Annotated in this window: 17 protein-coding genes and 1 pseudogene; 14 read left to right on the plus strand and 4 right to left on the minus strand. The window is 42.4% G+C overall.

The annotated features are described in order from the left end of the window. Nucleotides 1-104 precede the first annotated feature (104 nt). Nucleotides 105-737, plus strand: a complete 633-nt coding sequence (locus tag BLR42_RS01175; protein WP_170832586.1) for a YigZ family protein — start codon at nucleotides 105-107, stop codon at nucleotides 735-737. Between the two features lie 143 nt (nucleotides 738-880). Beyond that, complete coding sequence (locus BLR42_RS01180) at nucleotides 881-2,008, plus strand: aldo/keto reductase (RefSeq protein WP_091865927.1); 1,128 nt, start codon at nucleotides 881-883, stop codon at nucleotides 2,006-2,008. Between the two features lie 43 nt (nucleotides 2,009-2,051). On the opposite strand, the gene typA is transcribed toward BLR42_RS01180, so the two are convergent. Next, complete coding sequence (typA, locus tag BLR42_RS01185) at nucleotides 2,052-3,893, minus strand: translational GTPase TypA (protein ID WP_022761560.1); 1,842 nt, start codon at nucleotides 3,891-3,893, stop codon at nucleotides 2,052-2,054. Between the two features lie 165 nt (nucleotides 3,894-4,058). On the opposite strand from typA, the gene BLR42_RS01190 reads away from it, so the two are divergent. Genes BLR42_RS01190 through ybaK form a run of 3 tightly spaced genes read left to right on the plus strand, consistent with a single transcriptional unit; the run spans nucleotide 4,059 to nucleotide 7,345 of the window. Continuing rightward, entirely contained in the window at nucleotides 4,059-4,535 is a 477-nt protein-coding gene (locus tag BLR42_RS01190; protein ID WP_091865929.1) for a hypothetical protein, read from the plus strand. Between the two features lie 32 nt (nucleotides 4,536-4,567). Beyond that, entirely contained in the window at nucleotides 4,568-6,862 is a 2,295-nt protein-coding gene (locus tag BLR42_RS01195; RefSeq protein WP_091865932.1) for a response regulator, read from the plus strand. Between the two features lie 9 nt (nucleotides 6,863-6,871). After that, nucleotides 6,872-7,345, plus strand: coding sequence for a Cys-tRNA(Pro) deacylase (gene ybaK / locus BLR42_RS01200; RefSeq protein WP_091865934.1), 474 nt, complete (start codon nucleotides 6,872-6,874; stop codon nucleotides 7,343-7,345). A gap of 26 nt (nucleotides 7,346-7,371) precedes the next feature. Here ybaK and BLR42_RS01205 read toward each other — a convergent pair whose 3' ends face one another. Next, the gene (locus BLR42_RS01205; protein ID WP_170832587.1) at nucleotides 7,372-8,559 is read right to left on the minus strand and encodes a response regulator; all 1,188 of its coding nucleotides are present in this window, start codon (nucleotides 8,557-8,559) and stop codon (nucleotides 7,372-7,374) included. 128 nt (nucleotides 8,560-8,687) lie between these two features. Between BLR42_RS01205 and BLR42_RS01210 the strand changes: the two genes are divergently transcribed. Together BLR42_RS01210 and BLR42_RS01215 are read left to right on the plus strand one after the other, a co-directional pair. Further along, nucleotides 8,688-12,437 carry a chemotaxis protein CheB gene (locus tag BLR42_RS01210; protein WP_091865939.1) on the plus strand — a complete coding sequence of 1,250 codons (3,750 nt, stop codon included), beginning with the start codon at nucleotides 8,688-8,690 and terminating at the stop codon, nucleotides 12,435-12,437. A gap of 44 nt (nucleotides 12,438-12,481) precedes the next feature. Then, nucleotides 12,482-12,832: a hypothetical protein gene (locus BLR42_RS01215; protein ID WP_091865941.1), complete on the plus strand. Its 351-nt coding sequence runs from the start codon at nucleotides 12,482-12,484 to the stop codon at nucleotides 12,830-12,832. Nucleotides 12,833-13,079: 247 nt separating this feature from the next. On the opposite strand, the pseudogene BLR42_RS24050 reads toward BLR42_RS01215, so the two are convergent. Both BLR42_RS24050 and BLR42_RS01225 read right to left on the minus strand, forming a co-directional pair. Next, nucleotides 13,080-14,326 (minus strand): annotated as a pseudogene (locus tag BLR42_RS24050) (dicarboxylate/amino acid:cation symporter). Nucleotides 14,327-14,335: 9 nt separating this feature from the next. Then, nucleotides 14,336-15,052, minus strand: coding sequence for a lysophospholipid acyltransferase family protein (locus BLR42_RS01225; protein ID WP_091865943.1), 717 nt, complete (start codon nucleotides 15,050-15,052; stop codon nucleotides 14,336-14,338). 253 nt (nucleotides 15,053-15,305) lie between these two features. On the opposite strand from BLR42_RS01225, the gene BLR42_RS01230 reads away from it, so the two are divergent. The 7 genes from BLR42_RS01230 to BLR42_RS01260 all read left to right on the plus strand — a co-directional run bounded on the left by BLR42_RS01230 (nucleotide 15,306) and on the right by BLR42_RS01260 (nucleotide 22,028). Then, the gene (locus tag BLR42_RS01230; protein WP_207648501.1) at nucleotides 15,306-16,472 is read left to right on the plus strand and encodes a carbohydrate-binding protein; all 1,167 of its coding nucleotides are present in this window, start codon (nucleotides 15,306-15,308) and stop codon (nucleotides 16,470-16,472) included. A 252-nt stretch (nucleotides 16,473-16,724) separates the two neighbouring features. Further along, entirely contained in the window at nucleotides 16,725-17,819 is a 1,095-nt protein-coding gene (locus BLR42_RS01235) for a threonine aldolase family protein (RefSeq protein WP_091865947.1), read from the plus strand. Between the two features lie 22 nt (nucleotides 17,820-17,841). After that, entirely contained in the window at nucleotides 17,842-19,980 is a 2,139-nt protein-coding gene (locus BLR42_RS01240) for an ATP-dependent helicase (RefSeq protein ID WP_242879153.1), read from the plus strand. A 21-nt stretch (nucleotides 19,981-20,001) separates the two neighbouring features. Continuing rightward, the gene (locus tag BLR42_RS01245; protein ID WP_091865951.1) at nucleotides 20,002-20,412 is read left to right on the plus strand and encodes an acyl-CoA thioesterase; all 411 of its coding nucleotides are present in this window, start codon (nucleotides 20,002-20,004) and stop codon (nucleotides 20,410-20,412) included. 21 nt (nucleotides 20,413-20,433) lie between these two features. Further along, nucleotides 20,434-21,021, plus strand: coding sequence for a nitroreductase (locus tag BLR42_RS01250; protein WP_091865953.1), 588 nt, complete (start codon nucleotides 20,434-20,436; stop codon nucleotides 21,019-21,021). 19 nt (nucleotides 21,022-21,040) lie between these two features. Next, nucleotides 21,041-21,547 carry a peptide-methionine (S)-S-oxide reductase MsrA gene (msrA, locus tag BLR42_RS01255; protein ID WP_091865955.1) on the plus strand — a complete coding sequence of 169 codons (507 nt, stop codon included), beginning with the start codon at nucleotides 21,041-21,043 and terminating at the stop codon, nucleotides 21,545-21,547. Between the two features lie 16 nt (nucleotides 21,548-21,563). Next, the gene (locus tag BLR42_RS01260; RefSeq protein ID WP_091865957.1) at nucleotides 21,564-22,028 is read left to right on the plus strand and encodes an HD domain-containing protein; all 465 of its coding nucleotides are present in this window, start codon (nucleotides 21,564-21,566) and stop codon (nucleotides 22,026-22,028) included. Nucleotides 22,029-22,096 lie beyond the last annotated feature (68 nt).

Here is a 22,096-nt window from a genome sequence, read left to right on the forward strand (position 1 = left end):
TACAGAGCAATTCGTATATCATTTTTTAGTAATATTAATAAGTAGTATTATTCAAACTACTATTATATCAAATATGGCAAATAATGGATAGTCTGGGGGAATACATGGGAAAAACGGACAGTTATAAAGTGATATTAGAGCAGGGATGCGGTGAAATAGTTGAAAAGAAATCCCGCTTCATTGCTAATGCCTTGCCGGTGGAGAGCGTGCAGGAGGCTGAGGAGCAGATAGCTGCTTTTCAGAAAAAGTTCTGGGATGCCAGACACAACTGCTATGCCTTTGTTATCGGTTCTGATTTTGGGGTGGCAAGGTGCAGTGATAACGGTGAACCCTCGGGTACTGCGGGAAAACCGATTCTTGAAGTCATAAAAGGAGCCGGAGTAACTAATGTCCTGATAATAGTAACAAGATATTTCGGAGGAGTTCTTCTTGGAACCGGGGGACTTGTACGCGCCTACACTCAGGCTGCCCAGGCAGGCCTCGCCGCAGCAAAAGTGGGAGAGATGGTCTATGGCAAGAGATTTCACCTAACCGCCGATTACACACTGGTGAACGGCATTCAATATTACCTCAGACAGGAGGAGATTCCTCTTGAAAATGAGACCTACACCGACAAGGTGGAGTATGACATCACTGTTCGCATGGAAGACGCAGATCGCATCATAGACGGACTTACTCAGAAAACTGAAGGCAGACTTGGCATCGAGGAGACCGGAGAGGGTTATTATCCATTTTGAATTTGATTTGTAAAGTCTGAAAAAGTCACAATAATCGATAATAATTATTTTACATAATGCCCTATATATTGTGCACAATCAATATGATAAAATTTAAATCTGAGTATTTAAGAATTATTATCATTTTGTTTGGAGGACACACAATGGACAATTCATTCCCTGAAATAAAAACATTTTTCGGATTTGGATGCATGAGACTTCCAATGAAGGGTACGGAAGTTGATATCGAGCAGTTCAAGGATATGGCGGATTATTTCATAAATAGCGGCTTTAATTACTTTGACACTGCGCATGGCTATATTGATGGTAAATCTGAAAAGGCTATCAAAACCGCTGTTTCCGACAGATATCCGAGAGAAAAATTCCTTTTGACTGATAAACTGACTGAGCCCTATTTCAGCAAGGAAGAGGATATTCGGCCATTTTTCCAGAGTCAGCTCGATGCTTGCGGCGTGGATTATTTTGACTTCTATCTGATGCATGCCCAGAATGCAAAGAATTTCGAGCATTTCAAGAAGTGCAAGGCATACGAGACTGCCTTCAAGCTCAAGGAAGAGGGTAAGATAAGGCACGTAGGGCTCTCTTTCCACGACAGTGCAGAGGTACTGGATAAGATACTCACAACTTATCCCGAGGTAGAGATCGTTCAGATTCAGTTCAATTATCTTGATTATGAGGATCCTGCCGTTCAGAGCCACAAATGTCTTGATGTGTGCAGAAAGCACGGCAAGCCGGTTATCGTGATGGAGCCCGTAAAGGGAGGGAATCTTGTGAATCTCCCTGCAGATGCACAGAAGGTATTTGATGAACTGGGAGCCGGATTATCAAATGCAAGCTATGCCATTAGATTCGCTGCGAGTCAGGACGGAATACGAATAGTCCTCTCCGGAATGAGCGATTTTGCACAGATGAAGGACAACATATCTTTCATGAAGGACTTTAAGCCTCTGGATGAGGCGGAAATGGGTGCAATAGCCAAGGTTACAGCTATCTACAAGGACCTTGATGCAATTCCCTGCACCTCATGTCACTACTGCGTAGAACAGAATCACTGTCCGATGAATATTATGATCCCGGAGATTTTCTCCTGCATGAACACCAGGAAAATTTTCAATGACTGGAATCAGAAGATGTACTACGCAAATGTGCTAACTTCCGACGGAAAAGGAAAGGCCAGCGATTGCATCGAGTGCGGAGGTTGTGAAACCGCATGTCCTCAACATTTGGAAATTCGCTCCTTGCTAAAAGACGTTGCGAAGGAACTTGAGTAAACGAAAACGGGGCCGCCCGGTATTGGGCGACCCCGACATTTTTTTATTTCTTATTCTTGGCAGCGAAGCCAGCTCTCTTTCTGAGTGTAGGATCAAGGATCTTTTTACGGATTCTAAGAGTTGTAGGTGTTACCTCAAGGAGCTCATCTGTGTCGATGAAGTCGATGCACTGCTCGAGAGACATGATACGCGGAGGTACAAGTCTGAGTGCTTCATCAGCAGATGATGTTCTTGTATTGGTGAGGTGCTTGGTCTTACATACGTTAACCTCGATGTCCTCACTTTTTCCTGAAGTACCGATAACCATTCCTGAGTAAACCTTATCGCCGGGGCTGATGAAGAGCTGTCCGCGCTCCTGAGCGTTGAACAGACCGTAAGTTACAGCCTCGCCTGTCTCGAAGGAGATAAGTGAACCCTGCTTACGATAGGAGATATCTCCCTTGTAAGGTGCGTAGCCGTCGAAGATGGTGTTCATGATACCGTTACCCTTGGTATCTGTCATGAACTCACCTCTGTAACCGATAAGTCCTCTTGAAGGGATGAGGAACTCAAGGCGTGTATAACCGCCGTTTGCAAGTCCCATGTTGATCATCTCACCTTTTCTCTCACCGAGCTTCTGGATAACGCTACCGGAAAACTCCTCCGGAACGTCGATGTAGCACTTCTCCATGGGCTCAAGTCTCTTTCCGTTCTCGTCTTCCTTGTAGATAACCTCAGCCTTACTTACTGCAAACTCATAGCCCTCACGGCGCATTGTCTCGATAAGAACTGAGAGGTGAAGCTCACCACGTCCTGAAACCTTGAAGGTCTCTGTTGTTTCGGTGTCCTCAACACGAAGAGATACGTCTGTGTTGAGCTCTCTGTAAAGACGGTCACGGATGTGACGTGAAGTTACATATTTACCTTCCTGACCTGCAAGAGGTGAATCGTTGACGATGAAGTTCATAGAGATTGTGGGCTCTGAAATCTTCTGGAAAGGAATAGCATTAGGTGCATCTGTTGCGCAGAGTGTATCACCAATCTTAAGATCCTCGATACCGGAAATAGCAACGATGGAACCGATGCCTGCTTCCTGAACCTCAACCTTACCAAGACCCTGGAATTCATAGAGCTTGCTGATCTTAGTCTTGTAGGATTTATCAGGCTCGTGATGATTTACTACGAGAACTTCCTGATTTACCTTAACTGAACCGTTATCAATTTTTCCTACACCGATACGACCTACATACTCGTTGTAGTCGATTGTGCTGATGAGCATCTGTGTGCCTGCATCGGGATCGCCGACAGGAGCAGGAATGTAGTTAATGATGGTGTCAAGAAGGGGCTTAAGGTCGCTTCCGGGCTCATCAAGTGACATGGATGAAGTTCCGGCCTTTGCTGATGCAAATACGAAAGGACAGTCAAGCTGCTTATCATCTGCGCCAAGGTCAAGAAGAAGCTCTAAAACCTCATCGATAACTTCATTGGGACGAGCTTCGGGTCTGTCGATCTTGTTGATGCATACGATTACAGGGAGTTTAAGCTCCATCGCTTTTCCAAGAACGAACTTGGTCTGGGGCATTGCACCCTCAAAAGCATCAACGACAAGGATAACGCCGTTAACCATCTTGAGAACTCGCTCAACCTCTCCGCCGAAATCTGCGTGGCCGGGAGTGTCGATGATGTTGATCTTTATATCTTTATAAGAAATAGCTGTGTTCTTGGACATGATGGTGATTCCGCGCTCACGCTCGATATCGCCTGAATCCATAACACGCTCTACGACGTCCTGGCCCTCACGAAATACGCCGCTCTGTCTGAGCAGCCCGTCAACCAGTGTGGTTTTACCGTGATCGACATGGGCTATGATTGCTACGTTTCTGACATCGTTTCTTGTCTGTTTCATTTTTACCTCCGTATGAAAGGAAATAACTAGTTTAATTAATTTCAAAACTCACATAGTATATCATGCACTATACCATGTTGCAATGAGCAGAATGATTAAAAAAATCTAAACAGCGCAATCTTTATTTAATTTTCCGCTTTAACGTTTTAAAATAGAGGTATGAGTATGGACAGCTATGACAAGAACCTGCAGCGCTTTGAACAAGCCCAGGGTGCAAAGATCGATCCCCATGGAATTAAGACAGGGGTAAGAGTTTGCAAAAATTGTGGAAGAAAGCTTCTTCATGGTGTGGAGGGGAATCTCTGCCCCTTGTGTGCTGAGCAGGAGCTCTTTTGTGATGTCCGCGACTATATCCGTGCGAATGATGTGAGGGATTATGAGGTGGCGCAGCACTTTAATATCCCTCTCAGTAAAGTAAAGAATTGGATTAAACAGGGTCGCATTCAGTACAAGGACGACCCTTCAATGAAACAGGTGCTCATGGGAAACTATTGCCAGGTTTGCGGAAGCCCCACAAACTTCGGTACAATCTGTCCCAAATGTATGAAAGAGAGGAAAAAGTCCCAGCAGATCGGTGTTGCTATCGGTCAGCCCAAGCCTGAAGGCAGCAATAAGATGAGATTTATGGAGGATGATAAATAGATTCATTGTGACAACACAGGGGGCGTCACTATATGTATTATTCCAGTTTAGCTTCGTTATCTTTAGTAATATGTTTTATTATAAACAACAAACTGTTTAGAACAGGATATAGCAGGGAATTACCGAAAGCAAAGCTTGAATACAGGCACTTTCTTCACAGCCTTATTCTGTTTATGGTAACAGATATCGCCTGGGGATTATTGTATGAGATGCATATTATCCCGTTGGTTTATCTGGATACTATCGCATATTTCGCATCGCAAGCTCTTGCCGTCTTATTTTGGACAAGATTTGTTGTGGCCTATCTGGATAGGAACAGCTTTACTGACAGGATTCTTCTTGATGTTGGGAAAGTCACGTTTATCTTTGTTGTTTCATGTCTTGTGATTAACATTTTTACCCCTATAGTATTTTCATTTGACGAAAATGGCATCTTCTTACCACTGCCTATACGATATCTTTTTTTGATTATACAGGATGTTTTTTTTACAGTAGTTGCATTATACACTTTCAGGGCATACATTAAGGAGGCAAAAAACAAGAGACATCAATATCGGACAATTGCAGTATCAGGGGCAGTTATGGCTGTTTTTATGACATTTCAAACCTTTAATCCGCTTCTGCCTTTTTGTGTGACTGGCTTCTTGATTTCAACCTGTCTCATTCATGCATTTGTTGCAGAGGAAGAGGCAGCTGAAAAGGCTATTCTTCTGGATGGGGCTTTAAAAGAGGCTGAAAAAGCGAATGCTGCCAAGACAGTTTTCCTGACAAATATGAGTCATGAAATTCGTACCCCGATCAATGTAATAATGGGAATGAATGAAATTATACGGCAAAGCTCCAATGATGATAAAATCCTGTCCTGTACAGACAATATTCGGAAGTCCGGGACAAGTCTTCTTTCCATAATACGCGATATTTTAGACTTTACCAAGATAGAGACAGGTAGGATGGAGCTTGTCTGCGAAGAGTATTATTTGCCGGATGTTATCGGAGATATTTATAATCTTATTCGTTTTAGGGCTGAGGAAAAGGGACTTGAACTTCGCTTTGAAATAGATGCTAAGATGCCCGTAAGGATGAAGGGTGATGCGCTGAGAATTAAGCAGGTGATCACTAATCTTTTGACAAATGCTGTTAAATATACGGAAAAAGGAAGCGTAACCTTTAAGGCAACGGTGCTTGAGAAAAAAGAGAACATTGCTGCCATAAGAGTATCTGTGATTGACACAGGAATTGGAATTAAGGACGAGGATAAGGAAAAACTGTTAGCGCCTTTTGAACGGCTCGATACAAATCGCACACGTACTATAGCGGGTACAGGTGTAGGACTTTCTATAACCTCGGCCCTTCTTCGGATGATGGGATCACAGCTTAGCGTGGACAGTATCTATAATGCAGGGTCGAATTTTCATTTTGATGTTTCGCAGGAAATTGTGGAGAACACTCCTATTGGTGAAAACTGGATGGATGCTCTTACTTCTTATAAATATACTGATAAGGCAGAGCGTAGAAACTTTACATCACCGGATAGTCACATTCTGATTGTTGATGATACAGCTTTGAACCTGCAGGTAATTTGTGGGATCCTAGAGCCGACCGGAATTCAGATAGATACTGCGGAGAGCGGCGCGGAAGGAATCGATAAATTTGCGGCTGGTTCATATGACCTTGTTCTGCTTGATTATTTGATGCCACACATGAATGGCATCGAAACGCTTGCCAAAATAAAGGAAGAATATCCAGAGAAGGCTGCCACAACACCTATTATTTCCATTACGGCAAACGCTGTTGCAGGAGACCGTGAGCGTATGCTTGAAGCAGGTTTTACCAACTATCTGTCTAAGCCGGTGGTAATTGGTGAACTTATGGATATGCTCATTCAGTATCTTCCTGATGAGAAGGTTCATTTGGCAGCAGAGGCACCGACGGAAGAGATCAAAGAAGCAAACGAAGCTGATGAACTGGAAGGAATTCCGGCAAAGCTTCTGGATATTCCTTGGATCGATGTAAAGCAGGGCGTTGAGTATTGCGGCACTGCCGAGACATATATGATGGCGCTTTCAATGTTTACGGATCATATTGATGAAAAGGCTGATCTGCTTGAGGACTGTCTTACAAATGATGATCTCGAAATGTTTATCGTGACTGTTCATGCCCTTAAGGGGAGCTCACTTACGCTTGGCATGGCAGATTTTTCAGCAAAATCGAAGGAACTTGAATTTGCGGGGAAGAGAAACGATATTGAATTTATTAAGGAGAAGATTGCTGATTACCTGGATGAATTCCGCGGGTTAAAACCTGTGCTTCAGGAGTGCAGTCAGTAGGAGAATGGTATGAAAAAAGAAGAAAAGACAAATGTTATGCGTGTGCTTGACGGAAAGAAGATAGCTTACGAGAGCCACGCTTATAATCCGGATGCGACGATGTCCGGCGAAGAGATAGCAGGCCTTCTCGCCGAGGATCCCGAGAAGGTCTTTAAAACGCTTGTTACGCAGGCAAAGAGCGGAGCCTACTATGTTTTCGTGGTTCCCGTTAAGGAAGAACTTGACCTCAAAAAGGCAGCTAAGGCAGCAGGCGAGAAGGCAGTCAGTATGATCAAGCAAAAAGAACTCCTTCCGCTTACCGGTTATGTGCACGGCGGCTGCTCACCTATAGGAATGAAGAAACAGTTCCCTACATTCATCCACGAGACTGCAATGCAGTATGAGCGGGTATTTGTCAGCGCTGGCAAGGTGGGATACCAGATAGAGCTAAGCCCGTCGGACCTTACCAGCGTTGTGAGGTGCACGGCGGCGGATATTGTATAAGTTTTATGAGAAAACACCCCCGTTATTTATATATACTCTGCAACTGTGTTGTACAGCCTTCCGGAGTCGACCGGTTTTACAAGGTGTGAATTCATTCCGGCCTTGAGACTCTGCTCGTAATTTTCATGGAAAGCATTTACGGTCATGGCTATGATCGGAATCTTTCTGGATGTAGGAATGGTTGTGTTCTCCCTTATCTGCTTGGCTACAGATAGGCCGTCTATATCAGGCATTACAATATCAAGAAGAATCAGGTCGAATTTGCCATGCTCTGCTCTGTAGGTAAGAAGCGCTTCTCTGCCATCGCGTACGGTAATAACCTCTGCGCCTTTTGCTCTAAGAAGCTTATCGATTATCTCAAGATTGATCTCATCGTCGTCAGCTACGAGAATTCTCTTCTGTGAAAAGTCGAATTTGCGGTTAACCTTAGCTGAATACTCGCCAACCGATACAATAGGAAATTTGATGGAGAGCTGTACACTTGATCCCTCCTCAGGATTTGAGGTGGCTTCGACAACATCTGTTCCCATTTCATGTGCATAGAATCTGATAATAGTGATAGTTGGATCCATGGATTCAAGACTGGAATACATATCATATTCAATTGCAGCAAACTCATCTTTTAAAGCCTGCAGCTTGCCGCTCATAATAGTAGTATCTTTGCCGTAAACCTTAAAACTGATGTCAATATTATTGTTGACACAGCCATTACTTTGGACATCCAGATGTACCACATTCTTTCGGGGCATCATCTCAGTAATTACTCTGATCATCTTGCGAAGAATTTGAAAAAGAATTGTATAATCTGCGTTGATATAACAGTTTTCCAGTTCCTTCTTTTCAATAATAAGCTCTATTCCGGTGGGATCAAGAAGATTAGCCATATCATCTTTTAACGATTTTAGAAAATCATCCAAATTAACAAGCTCAGGATGTAGGCTGATGTTTTTCATTGCGATCTGACGCATTGCCATAACATCATCCATGGATTCGTTCATTAAATGGCTTGCATGGTTTATCTTATCAAGATAATGTTTTATTGCTACGTCATTGTTACCGGTTTCAAGTGCTATCTTGGAAAATTCGATTATAGAATACAGAGGACCCCTGACATTTCTGCTCATCTGCTCAAGAAAGGTGTCGCTAAAATACAGCTTATGCTTCACCTCAATAAGCTTGTCGACAAGCCTATTATTATTATTTGTGTCGTTCATTACATTCCCCTCTAGAAAATATTGCGAAATATTGAGATAATAATACCATATATTCATACAGAAATTCTATTAAATAACAATTAATTATAATCTAAAGTTAATATGCAAAACATAGGGAGGTGGTCTATATGTATAATCCTCAGGACATGTCTGTAAATATTCAGCCGCACTGCGTAGTAGGAATAGGGGCGTCAGCGGGAGGACTTGAAGCGCTTCAGCAATTCCTCACATTTCTTCCATCCAATACAGGCATGGCTTTTGTCATAATCCAGCATCTTGCTCCAAATCATAAGAGCATGCTTGCTGATATTCTTGCGAAATATAATTCCATGCCGATAACAGAAATCGAGGATGGAATGAAGGTTGAGAGAAATCACATCTACATGATTCCGCCCAAATATAACGTGGAAATCCACAACAACACACTGAACCTCAAGGAGCAGAACTCTCAGGAAATAAGTCACCCTATAGACATCTTCTTCCGTTCGCTTGCGAACGCCTATGAAAATCGTTCCGTTGCTGTAATCCTTTCGGGAACAGGTTCCGACGGTACAAACGGTATCAGAGCCATCAAGGAACAGAACGGTATGATCATCGTTCAGAGTCCCGAGTCTGCAAAATTCGATGGAATGCCGCGAAATGCCATAAGCACCGGATTTGTTGATCTTATGTTAAAGCCGGATTCCATAGCACGCGAGCTTGCACATATCGCCAAGTCTGTGATAGATGCTGAGACACAGCTCGGTGTTACTGATGACGACCTTCTTTCCAAAGTATTTTCAATATTAAAAAACGTAACCAACATAAACTATGCATACTATAAACAGACCACCATCCTGCGTAGAATTGAAAGAAGGCTTGTTGTAACTCATAACAGAAACCTTCGTGAGTATGTCAGTTACATGACTAATAACCCTGAGGAAGCAAAGCTGCTTGCTAAAGAGGTGCTCATCGGTGTTACCTCATTTTTCCGTGATCCCGATTACTTCGAAGTGTTAAAGGAAAATGTTGTCAAGAAGCTGATCACAAGCTCTCATCCTGACGACGAGCTGCGCATCTGGGTTGCGGGCTGTTCAACCGGTGAAGAAGCCTACTCCATTGCTATTCTTTTTGCGGAAGCCATGGAAGAGCTATCCATTCACAGGGGAGTAAAAATATTTGCAACAGACTTAGATCCCGATTCCATAAGCACTGCTGTGCGCGGAGTTTACGGAAATAACATAATAGAGGAAGTGTCTGTCGCAAGACTTTCCAAATTTTTCACACGAAAAGGAAATAAATATGTCATTCATCATGACATAAGAAAAATGATCATCTTCGCTCAGCACAATGTATTCCAGGATCCGCCGTTCGGAAAACTGGATTTGATATGCTGCCGAAATGTACTTATATATTTCCAAGCGGTGCTTCAGCGCAATCTTTTTGCCATTTTTCACATGGCTCTATCCAACAGAGGATATCTGTTCCTTGGCCGCTCGGAATCAGTCATTGACTATGCAGATGTATTCCGTGTTGTATGCGCCGATGAAAAGATTTTCATACACTATGCGGAAGGCAATGCACCGGCACATGAGCAGTTTGCTTATTCCATGAGCAATATCGAACCTCCTATCGAGCCTATCAATGTCTCGGGCGGCGAGGATGATGATTCCGCGAGTTACAAGGCACATGAGCTTGATACCTCTGTGCTTGAATCTCTCATGCCCGCAACGGTTCTTGTTAATGAAAAGAACGAGCTGGTAAGAAGCTATGGTAACTGTTCAAGACTCATTTCGCTTCCTACCGGCCAGGTTACATTGGACATTTTCCAGCTTATCAGGACAGATATGAAAATTGCGCTTTCCACCGCGCTTAAGGAAGCAAGGCTTACAAACGAACGCAAGGCATACTCGGATGTTCCTGTTGATATCGATGGGAAATCAGAATTTGTTTCGATTGTTGCGCAGCCTATTTGTGACAATCACGGTGAAAAGACAGATTTTACTGCGGTTTCGTTTATACGAGGACGTGAACTGACAAATGTTGACATGCAGAAATACCAGGTTGATTTTGCTGCATCCCAGCGTATATCAGACCTTGAGCAGGAACTAAAAGCAACCAAGCATTCACTTCGACAGACAGTTACGGAACTTGAGTCAACAAATGCCGAACTTCAGGCTGCAAATGAGGAACTTCTTACAGCCAACGAGGAACTTCAGTCAAGTAACGAGGAACTTCAGTCTGTCAACGAGGAACTTTATACCGTTAATTCCGAATATCAGTCCAAGGTTACAGAGCTTGCGGTTACCAATAATGATATGGCTAATTTCCTTTCTTCCACCCTTGTCGGAATTCTCATGGTGGATAAGGATTTAAATATTAGAAAATATACGGAATATATCTCGTCGGAATTCAGTGTTGCCGATCAGGATGTGGGAAGATCTCTCAGGTACATAAGCTTTAACTTTGCCACAATTGATCTTCTTGCTCAGTGCAATCAGGTTCTTAAGACAATGGAACCCGTAGAGCAGCGATGTGCTTCTGTTGCAGGAAAAACTTATCTTATTCGCATAGCGCCATATCATGAAATTAATGGAACAGAAGAGTCCGGTGCTGTAATCAGTGATAGAAAGCGTGCGCTCAAGGGTTTGGTACTTACTTTTGTTGATACAACAAAACAAATTGATGATCAGGAACAGATTGATGAAATGGGCAAAGCTCTTCGTGCGGCGGTAAGATCAAGCCGGGAAAAGGAGACTTTCCTTTCGCAGATGTCTCACGATATGAGAACTCCTCTTACTGCGATTTTCGGACTTACCGAGCTCTCACTTCAGGAGGAATCCTTAACGCCTGCACTAAAGGATAATCTTGATAAGATTATGACTTCAAGCAAATATCTGCTTACACTTATCGAGGAAATATTGGAAACAAGCAAGATTAACGCAGGGAAAGTGGTTTCCATAAGCTCAGCTGTTCGCGAGGAAAACCTTATAACTTCAATTTCAACTATTACGGCAGAGCAGGCACGTGAAGCCGGCCTTGATTTTGACTATAAGATAAACGGTTCAAAGGATCGTTATGTCCTTATGGATACAAAGCATGTTGAACGATCTATCCTGAATCTTTTGTCGAATAGTATTAAGTTCACTCCAAAAGGAGGTCGGATAATCTTTACGACTGATATAATGTATACCGATACTTCTTCCATTCATACTTACACTATAAGAGATACTGGTATTGGTATAAGTGAAGAATTCCAGCAGAGGATGTTCCTGCCTTTTGAACAGGACCGAGATTCAGACGATCCCTACCAGGAAGGTACCGGACTTGGGCTGTACATATGTAAAAACCTTGTAGAACTCATGGGAGGAACAATATCCTGCATAAGCCATGTTGGAGTAGGAACAGAGTTCACTATTGTTCTAACTTATCCTATCGCTACCGATGAGCAGATAAGCCTTCATACTCAGCAGTCAGAAAAGTATGAGGATCAGATTCTTTACGGTAAAACTATCCTTCTGGCAGAGGATAACACAATAAATGCGGAAGTTATAATTAAGCTGTTAAAAACAAAGGGAATTCATACAGAAGTTGCAAGAGATGGACAGGAAGTTGTGGATATGCTAAAAACTCGTGATCCTTATCATTATCAGGCAATCCTTATGGATCTTATGATGCCTGTAAAGAGTGGTATCGAGGCAGCTAAGGAAATACGCGCACTGGGTACTCCGGATGCAGCTACTATTCCCATTTTCGCACTTACAGCAGATATGGCTAACGATGTAGAAGGCAGATGTGCAGAAGCAGGTATGGATATTATTTTGGAAAAACCGATTGATCAAAACAAGTTATTTGCAAGTTTGGCAAAGGCTATCCAGAAGCAGCTGGATGAGAGCTGATGCAGTGATAAGACAAAATATATTTTGATTTGCGGAGATATATTATGGACAGTAAGAAAATTGTAGCTCTTAGGGAATGGGGGGCAGATACAGAATCAGCGATTAAAAGAATGGTTGGTGATGAAAAATTTTACCTTAATCTAGTGGATTCTTTCTTATCAAACAATGACTGGAGAGATCTGTGTTTAAAGATTGAAAAGAAACAATACAAGGATGCCTTTGTAATATCACATCGAATCAAAGGCTCCTGCGCAGATCTCTCATTAACGCCACTTTTTACGGCTATGTGCGAACTGACCGATGACCTTCGAAATGATGAAATCCGTCCCACACTTGAGACTAACCTTAAAATTGCAGGAAAACTCCGGGACAGATTGATTGAAACTTTAAACTGACAGCATTGATTAGTGAGGCCTTTTCTATATTGTTGAAAATTTAGTTGCAGGTATTGTATTATTTATGTTACTGTCTGCGGGCTGTCAGCTTCCGGCACAAAACAGCAGGAGACTATTTCTTTAAATACACAAAGGATGGTGCAGTTAAACCTGCTGCTTAATATTAGATAAAATAAAACCGGGCTTCAATGTGAACTGATCACAAGATTGAAGCCCGGAAATTTTTTTATTTATTTAAGAACCCTTGTCAGGATGCTTTCTTAGCAGCTTTTTTTCGTTCCAGATTAGAAACGATAAGTGCGCAGGAAGCATCACCTGTGATGTTAACAACTGTTCTTCCCATGTCGAAGATTCGGTCTACGCCGGCAACAAGTGCGATTCCGTCAAGAGGAAGACCAACAGAGGCGAGCACCATGGCGAGCATTACCATTCCGGCACCGGGTACACCGGCGGTTCCGATGGAAGCAAGAGTTGCGGTAAGCACGATGGTTACCATCTGGGAAGGCGTCAAATGGATGCCATAGCAGGCAGCTATGAAGATTGCACACACACCCTGATAGATAGCGGTTCCATCCATGTTGATTGTGGCACCAAGGGGAAGCACGAAGGAAGTAACTTCTTTGTCGGCTCCCATCTTCTCGCAGCCCTTCATATTGATCGGAAGTGTTCCGACTGAGGAAGAACTTGAGAAGGCAAAAATCATGGCGGGAAGTTGGCCTTTCAGGAATGCAAGAGGACTCATGCCCCCATGACTTTAACCGCAAAGGAATAAACAATCAGCATATGCATAAAATAACATATGTATGCTGTAAGTAGCACCATCGCGAGTGATCCGATGATCGCTGCTCCGTTGGTGGCAACTACGGGACAGATCAGGCAGAATACACCGATGGGTGAGAGCTTTAAGATCATTTCCATACACTTCATGAAAATTGCATTAAAGGAATTGATGCCTTTTACGGCGGGAGCAGCTTCATCACCTACCAGGATTATTGCAAAGCCTATAAGCAGAGCCATAACGATTACCTGGAGCATGGTAGCTTCAGATAAAGGGGCTACAAAGTTGGATGGGAAAATATTTACAACGGTGTCCATAAAAGGAACGCCTTCTGAAGCTTCATAGCTAAGCTCAGAGGTCTCGAGGATCGGGAAAAAGCCCTTGAAAAGATTACCGCCAACGAGACCTATTACAATAGCTACAGCCGTTGTGCACAGGTAATAACAGACGGTTTTTATTCCGATAGAGCCAACCTTTCGGATATCACTCATTGAGATAATGCCGGCCATTATTGAAAACAGTACTATCGGAACAACTATGAATTTCAACAGATTAAGAAAAATGGTTCCGATCGGTTTAATGTAGCTGTCCGCAAAATCAGCGTGACTTTGAAGAAGCAAGCCTGCGATTATACCGAGAACAAGAGCAATAAAAATCTGAGTTGCGAGTGGCAGTTTTTCCTGGTTTCCATAAAAATAATCCCCCTTTTTCTTTATGGTGTCGGTTTACTGTTTACAGATTTCATTTATTTTGTTTTCTATTTTTTTCTTTACTGTTTCTGCTATTTCCTTCGTTTTTAAATCCTTATAATTCTCATAATAAAGCGGCTTCAGGAAATGCACCTGTGTCTCTACCGGCTTGTAACCGCCTTCGCCAAAGGGTTTGTATGAATCAATCAGTGCGACCGGAACAATCGGAACCTGTGACCACAAGGCTGCTTTGAAAGCTCCGGGCATAAATGATTGCAGGTGGTTTTTATTGTCTGTGTAGCCGCCCTCCGGGAATATGATGAATCTTTTGCCGTTTTTAACTTGCTCTGCCAGTTCTTTTATGGCAGCAATCTGTTGCCTGTTATCTTCTCTGTTTATACGAATTCCGCCAAGAACATCGACAAATTCGTGAGTGAGTTCCACCTTTGCGGTTGTGCTGTCAATTACGATTGAACAAGGCACATCGTGAGAATAGATTATTCCGAGGGCATCAAACTTTCCCTGGTGATTGGGAGTGATGATATATCCGCCCTCTGAGGGGAGGTTTTCCAAACCATAACACTTGGTAGTGATGCGGGAATTTTGCATAACCCGTCTGACCATATTTCGTGCGACGCCGTATCTGTATTCTTCGGAATACTTATCAGGATTTATCATCATGATCCTGATTTTTACAATGTAATAAATGATTAGTGGAAACGATATAAAAATGCAAAAGTAAAATCTGAACATGCAATCTCCCCAAAGTATAGATGATATATATAAAATTATAACATATAAACTGCGGATGAAACTTAGTTAAATAATTCATAAAATCGATAATTTAGAAACTGTACAATGATATAATTTTTCTATGAAACGTTTACCCGATTTGATTGGATTGACGGAGGTAATTCTTATGAGGAAAAAGTTTTTTTAAGCGGCTCTTACTGTAGCATTGACGCTGGGTTTATGCATTACAGGTGCTATTCCTGTAGGTAAGATAGTGGGAACACTTGTTGTTAATGCAGCAAACATAACGTTAAAGGCGAGAGATTACGATGGTGACTACTCGGTTACAAACGGAGTTGGTCTTACCTACGATTCTGATAAAACAGCGAAGCTTGGGACAATTGCGAACGGAGATAAGGCAAAATTTAAGAATGTAAGTTTCGGAAATGTGGATCCTATCAAGGCCATCTCCTTTAAGTATTCTAAGCCAAACTCTGACAGTGTCAGGGTTACCATGTACCTTGATAAAGAGGGAGAAAATAAGATCGGTGAATGGTCACTTAGCCATAAAACAAGCAGTTTTAGTGATCCCTATAAGGAAAAGTTCTTCAGCGGAATTGAGAAAGCATCTGTTGGAAGCGGAAAACATGATATTTATTTGAAATTTACCTGTGGCGGCACAGCGGAGGATGAAGTAAATATCTATAGCATTTCCTTCTTTAGTACCACAGAGGATGAAGATACCGAAGAAGATCTCAATACGGCAACCTGGGAAGATCAGTACAAAAATGATACAAACAAGAATAAGCCATATTATAGGGCGAATATTTATAAGAGAAGTTCATATGTTATTTTAAGCGATGCTTTAGACGCTTATTCAAACAAGACTATATTCGGAGATCCCTATGCAATAATGGGATATAAGTCACTTGTAAAGCAGGTTCCGGGAATAAGTTATAACTATGCGGACAACACCCTGACTCTTAACAATTTTGATTCTGAGAATAAATACCTGGATATCCGCAACATGGGAAAAGCCTTCAAGATTAAGCTTGTCGGAAAGAATAATCTAAAAGCTATTTATGTATCCGGAGCAAACTGGCCGACACCGCTTCATTTTACCGGTAGTGGTTCGGTTGTACTTAATGCCAGCAAGTCATATTTTGTGGGGCCGGGACTCAATACAGCTGTCCTGTATCTTGATGGCTGGCACAAGGAGTCGTTTATCATTGATAAGAAAGCCAAGGTAACGGCTTACGGATATAAAAAGAATTCACCTGTTGTTTTAAGCTATGGAGAGGGAAGGCCTGCTCTTAAGAAGGCTGTAAAGATTTCCTTTAGTAAGAAAGGAAGTAAGCTGGACGGAAAATTTGTAGACGGAAAAGGCGACAGAATTCGCAGCAGATACTATTATAATAAGAAGACTTTTAAGAAGAAATAAGAGTTTGTGGCACGCTTGATGTGTTGCTTGATTGACATTTGTAAATAAATTGGTGCTTTTCCCGCTTTAGTACCCATGATTTGAGAAAACATGGGTACCAAAGTGGGATTTTTTTGTGCTCATTTACAAATGCTTCATAAAACTGGCTGAAATAGTTTCAAAATAGGTACCAAATCCTTAAAAACAGCGGATTGTTTACTTTTTAATTTTGCTATAATATATAGAAAATTATGACCTGGGAGAAAGAAAAAAATGGATAACAGAATTTCATTTTCAAGTGATTATACAAAGGGTGCGCATCCTAAAATACTGGAGCGACTTACTCAGACTAACTTCGAGCAGAACGATGGCTATGGCACGGATGATTATTGCAAAAGCGCGGCAGAAAAAATAAAAAACGCATGCAATTGTCCGGAGGCAGATGTGTTCTTCCTTGTGGGTGGAACTCAAACCAACCAGACGATATTGGATATGCTGCTTAAGCCTTACGAGGGAGTTGTGGCGGCAGAGACAGGACATGTGGCTGTGCATGAGGCAGGAGCGATAGAGTTTTCGGGGCACAAGGTGCTGACGTTGCCGAGCATTAAAACAAATGCAAACAGAGATGATGCAACAGAAAGTGGCAGCACAGTGCATGATGACACCATAGGCAAAATCGATGCGGATGACCTTCGCACCTATATCAAGAACTTCTACGCAGACGATAACCATGAGCACATGGTTTTTCCGGGAGCGGTTTATATCTCGCATCCAACTGAGTATGGAACGCTGTATTCCAAAGAAGAGCTTTCAAAAATATCAGATGTTTGCAAAGAATTCAATATTCCGCTTTTCCTTGATGGGGCAAGGCTTGGCTATGGCCTTATGAGTAAAAGAACAAATGTTACCTTAGCTGATATAGCGAGCCTTGTGGATGTATTTTATATAGGCGGGACCAAGGTGGGCGCACTCTTTGGAGAAGCAGTTGTGTTCCCGAATGGCGTTACTGCAAAGCATCCGATTCCTGTTATCAAGCAACATGGCGCGCTCCTTGCGAAGGGATGGCTTTTGGGCCTCCAGTTTGACACGCTCTTTACTGATGATCTGTATCTTGAAATCAGCAGAAATGCTATAGAGATGGCTGAGGAGCTCAGGGCTTTGCTTGTTAAGAAGGGATATAGGCTTTTCATAGATTCCCCGACAAACCAACAGTTCATAGTTATGGACAATGAGAGGCTAAAGGAGTTTGCGGAGCACGTTCGCTATGGCTTCTGGGAGAAAATTGATGATAACCACACGGCGATAAGACTTGCTACAGACTGGGCTACGACCAAGGAGGATATCAGGGAGCTGGAGAAGTTTTTGTAAACTGACCGGGATGATTTTTGAGATGATAGAAAATGAGTTTTTAGACAGATATACAAAGAAGCTGAGCGAACAGCAGCTTGATGCGGTAAGGACTGTAGATGGACCGGTGCTCCTTCTTGCAGTGCCGGGGAGCGGGAAAACCACAGTGCTTGTAAACAGGCTTGGATACATGCTCTACTGCAAGGGGATTGCGCCTGAGAACATACTGACACTTACATATACCGTGGCTGCCACAAAGGACATGGCGCAGAGGTTTGAAAAGCTTTTTGGGGAGGATATTTCCACAAGGCTTGAGTTTCGTACTATCAACGGAATCTGCGCGAAGATTATCGCGCATTACGGAAGACTTATCGGTAAAAATGCCTTTGAGCTTATCACGGATGAGAAGATTATAGGAAAAATTCTCACAGAGAATTATGTGCGAATCTATGAAGAATATCCCACGGAGAGTGATATCAAGAATGTTCGCACGCTCATAACTTATTGCAAGAACATGATGCTATCGAAGGAGGATATATACAAGCTTGAGGATGAACTGGATACCGATATCTACGCCATCTACGAGGCCTATAACAGCGAGCTCAAAAAGAGAAGTCTGATGGACTACGATGATCAGATGATATATGCCTACAGAATGCTTAAGTCAACGCCGGATCTGCTTTCATTTTACAAGGATAAATACAGATATCTATGTGTCGATGAGGCGCAGGATACGTCCAAAATTCAGCATATGATAATCAGTCTGCTCTCGGGAAATGATGGTAACCTTTTTATGGTGGGCGATGAAGATCAGAGTATATATGGCTTTAGAGCAGCATATCCTGAAGCTCTTCTTAATTTTGAAAAGGAGCATCCAGGTGCAAAGGTTCTGGTGATGGACAGAAACTACAGGTCCAATGCCAATATAGTTTCTGCCGCAGACAGATTCATAAGGCACAACACCATGCGCCATGACAAGCATATGCAGGCGGCGAAGGCGAGCGCATCCGAGATTAACTACGTAAGGCTTAATAGCAGGAAAAATCAGTATAATTATCTGCTTAAAGTAGCAACTGATATAAATAGCCAGATTGCAGTTCTTTACAGGGATAATGAGAGCATACTTCCGCTGGTGGATCGTCTTGAAAGGCAAGGAATTCCATATAGGATTAAAAACGCTGATATGGCATTTTTTACACATAGAGTAGTTGGAGATGTCATAAATATCATGCGCTTTTCAATAGATCCTTATAATAGCGATCTTTTCATGAAGATATACTACAAGTTCCAGACATATCTCGGTAAAAAGCAGGCTGAGCAGCTCTGCAGGATTGCCGCCGGGTTAAACATTCCTATTCTGGATGCTGTGGAAGAGACGGAGATGATTAACAGCAGGGTTAAGGGAAAGTGCCGCGCACTAAGAACGCACCTTGCAAATATGAGACATGAAAATCCGTATAAAGCGCTTATGAGAATTGACAACTACATGGGCTATGGCGAATATATGGAGACTAATCATCTTGATTATAACAAGATTTTTATTCTTGAAATGCTCGCTGAAAATGAGCACTCGATTGACGGATTTATCAGGAGACTTCAGGAACTTCAGGATATAATCAGGGACAAGGAAACGTCATATAGGGAAAAGTTCATCCTCTCCACCATACACTCCAGTAAAGGCCTTGAGTACGATGAGGTATATCTGATGGATGCCTGCGATGGAGTTTTCCCAAGTGAGGTTATTGATAATAGGAAAAAGGCGTCGCCAAAGGAGCTTCGCGACTACGAGGAGGAGCGAAGGATCTTCTACGTTGGCATGACAAGGGCAAGGAACAAACTGAATATCTTTACTTATAATGATGAGGAGTCCACTTTTGTTAAAGAAATCTCCGAGATATCAGCAAGCGAGAAGAAGGATATCAAGGAGAGAGTAAAGAAAGCAAAGGCTTCCATCAAAAGAAGTGTGAAAGAAAAAGGGAAGATAGATTCTCAGGAATATCCCACAAATCTTACTGTAGGACAAAAGGTGGTCCAGCCTAAATTCGGGCACGGAATAATAACGGATGTCACTTATGATGAGGATGAAATTCCGGCCAAGTTTTCGGTTAGGTTTGAAGATGAAAAGGAGCGCCTTTTTGCATATCCGTTTGCGTTTGTAATGGGGATGAAACTTGAGCAGTGAGTGAGCACAGAGGTAAATGAAATGGATTACATACATAATGTTCAGTACTATGAGACTGATAAGATGGGAATAACACATCATTCAAATTACATAAGGTGGATGGAGGAAGCAAGAATAGATTTCCTTTCGCAGATTGGATGGGATTATGCAAGGCTTGAGGAAATGGGAATCATATCACCTGTCCTTAGCGTGACATGCGATTTCAAGAAGACAACGACATTCTCTGACCGGGTTGAGATAAGCGTTACTGTTGAAGAATTCAAAGGAGTAAAGCTTCATTTGTCATATGAGATGAAAAACGAGGACGGCGAGGTTGTATGCCTTGGAAAATCTTCCCATGCATTTTTGAATAAGGAAGGGCGCCCCATAAGGATGAAACAGGAGTACCCGGAACTGTTTGAGGCACTAAATAAAGCTGCGCAAGATAATTGATTGTAAAGGAGGCAGGTCGATATGGAAGCATTAGAAGCTGTTTTAACAAGACGAAGCACAAGAAGATATTCCGAAAACATGCCGGAGAGAGAACTGATAGAAAAGGTGATTGAAGCCGGGAGATATGCCCCAAGCGGTGGTAATAACCAGACAACCCATTTCATTGTTTTTACTGATAAGAACATGCTTAAAGAGATGGCAGAGCTTGTCTGCACCGAGTTTTCCAAGATGGAAATAAAGGAAGACACCTATTCATCTCTGAAGAATTCAATAAATGCATCAAAGAAGGGCGGCTATGTTTTTCACTACGGAGCGCCGGTTTTTATTGTGACGGCGAACAAAAAGGGTTACGGGAATGCCATAGCTGACAGTGCCTGTGCACTTGAGAATATGATGATTGCGGCAAATGCTCTCGATCTTGGATCATGTTGGATAAATCAGCTTCACTGGCTTGATGAAAACGATGCCATAAGAGAGTTCATGTATAAATACGGACTTAAAGAAGATGAGACTATAACAGGCGGACTAATTCTTGGGTATCCTGAAGGCGGAAGCCCTAACAGAGAACCGCTTGAAAGAAAGGGAAATCCTATAACCTGGGCAGAGTAAAACAATAAGGAGATGAAAAATGGAGACAATATATTTTGCAGGTGGATGCTTCTGGGGAGCCCAGAGATTTTTTGATCAATTTGATGGCGTGATAAATACGGAGGTCGGATATGCCAACGGACCGACTGAAAATCCTACATATGAAGAAGTCTGTAATGATTCCGGGCATGCTGAGACAGTAAAGTTGGAGTTTGATCCCGATAAGATAAGTCTTGAAGAGCTTATAGATTACTACTTTAAGGTTGTTGATCCGGTCTCTGTAAACAAACAAGGTGGGGACGAAGGGATTCAGTACAGGACGGGAATATACTATACTGAAGACAGTCAGCACCCTATTATTGAAAGTAAGATGTCAGAGCTTGAAAAAGAGCTTGGGCAGAAGAGTGCTATAGAAGTGCTGCCACTTGAAAACTTCTACACAGCAGAAGAATACCATCAAAAATACCTGGTGAAGAATCCCACAGGATACTGCCATATTCCGGCTGTGATGTTCGAACTGTCAAAGAATAAAGGACAGGGGAAGTGATGAAAAAGGGGGAATCATGGGAAGATTAAAAGAGCTAAGAAAATATGTGGATGAAGAACTTAATAAGATAGAGGATCCCGACAAAAGGACAAGCGCCATAGCACATCTCTATGGGGTATCGTTATCAGCTACAATCCTTGCAAAAAAGAGGGGGATGGACGAGGAACTTTCTGCTATGGCAGCAATGCTGCATGACCTTCATGCATATAAAAGCGGATCCTATTATGACCATGCGCACCTCGGTGCCGAGCTTGCAAGAAGCATCCTTGAAGAATTGAATATTACGACCAAAGAAGAAACGGATATCATATGTGAGGCCATATACCACCATGATGATAAGCTTGTAGTAGATTCTCCTATGGATGAACTCCTAAAGGATGGTGATGTGATCGACCACTGCCTGAAGGATTCATCAAAACCGGTTAAAGAAAAAGAGCAGAAGCGATATGACTCTATTTGTAAGGAACTGGGAATAAATTAAAGTCGGAATAAGTATATGTACAGTCAAGGGCATCTTGCATGAGATGCCCTCAAACTTTGTATAACAAG

It is taken from the genome of Butyrivibrio sp. INlla16, from assembly GCF_900104155.1.
Lineage (GTDB): Bacteria > Bacillota > Clostridia > Lachnospirales > Lachnospiraceae > Butyrivibrio.

Excerpts from the sequence above, each read along its gene's own strand:
- msrA (WP_091865955.1), top strand. The coding sequence starts at position 21,041 with ATGGAGACAATATATTTTGCAGGTGGATGCTTCTGGGGAGCCCAGAGA.
- BLR42_RS01210 (WP_091865939.1), top strand. The coding sequence starts at position 8,688 with ATGTATAATCCTCAGGACATGTCTGTAAATATTCAGCCGCACTGCGTA.
- ybaK (WP_091865934.1), top strand. The coding sequence starts at position 6,872 with ATGAAAAAAGAAGAAAAGACAAATGTTATGCGTGTGCTTGACGGAAAG.
- BLR42_RS01245 (WP_091865951.1), top strand. The coding sequence starts at position 20,002 with ATGGATTACATACATAATGTTCAGTACTATGAGACTGATAAGATGGGA.
- BLR42_RS01195 (WP_091865932.1), top strand. The coding sequence starts at position 4,568 with ATGTATTATTCCAGTTTAGCTTCGTTATCTTTAGTAATATGTTTTATT.
- typA (WP_022761560.1), bottom strand. The coding sequence starts at position 3,893 with ATGAAACAGACAAGAAACGATGTCAGAAACGTAGCAATCATAGCCCAT.
- BLR42_RS01175 (WP_170832586.1), top strand. The coding sequence starts at position 105 with ATGGGAAAAACGGACAGTTATAAAGTGATATTAGAGCAGGGATGCGGT.
- BLR42_RS01180 (WP_091865927.1), top strand. The coding sequence starts at position 881 with ATGGACAATTCATTCCCTGAAATAAAAACATTTTTCGGATTTGGATGC.
- BLR42_RS01260 (WP_091865957.1), top strand. The coding sequence starts at position 21,564 with ATGGGAAGATTAAAAGAGCTAAGAAAATATGTGGATGAAGAACTTAAT.
- BLR42_RS01215 (WP_091865941.1), top strand. The coding sequence starts at position 12,482 with ATGGACAGTAAGAAAATTGTAGCTCTTAGGGAATGGGGGGCAGATACA.
- BLR42_RS01190 (WP_091865929.1), top strand. The coding sequence starts at position 4,059 with ATGGACAGCTATGACAAGAACCTGCAGCGCTTTGAACAAGCCCAGGGT.
- BLR42_RS01235 (WP_091865947.1), top strand. The coding sequence starts at position 16,725 with ATGGATAACAGAATTTCATTTTCAAGTGATTATACAAAGGGTGCGCAT.
- BLR42_RS01250 (WP_091865953.1), top strand. The coding sequence starts at position 20,434 with ATGGAAGCATTAGAAGCTGTTTTAACAAGACGAAGCACAAGAAGATAT.
- BLR42_RS01240 (WP_242879153.1), top strand. The coding sequence starts at position 17,842 with ATGATAGAAAATGAGTTTTTAGACAGATATACAAAGAAGCTGAGCGAA.
- BLR42_RS01225 (WP_091865943.1), bottom strand. The coding sequence starts at position 15,052 with ATGTTCAGATTTTACTTTTGCATTTTTATATCGTTTCCACTAATCATT.
- BLR42_RS01205 (WP_170832587.1), bottom strand. The coding sequence starts at position 8,559 with ATGAACGACACAAATAATAATAATAGGCTTGTCGACAAGCTTATTGAG.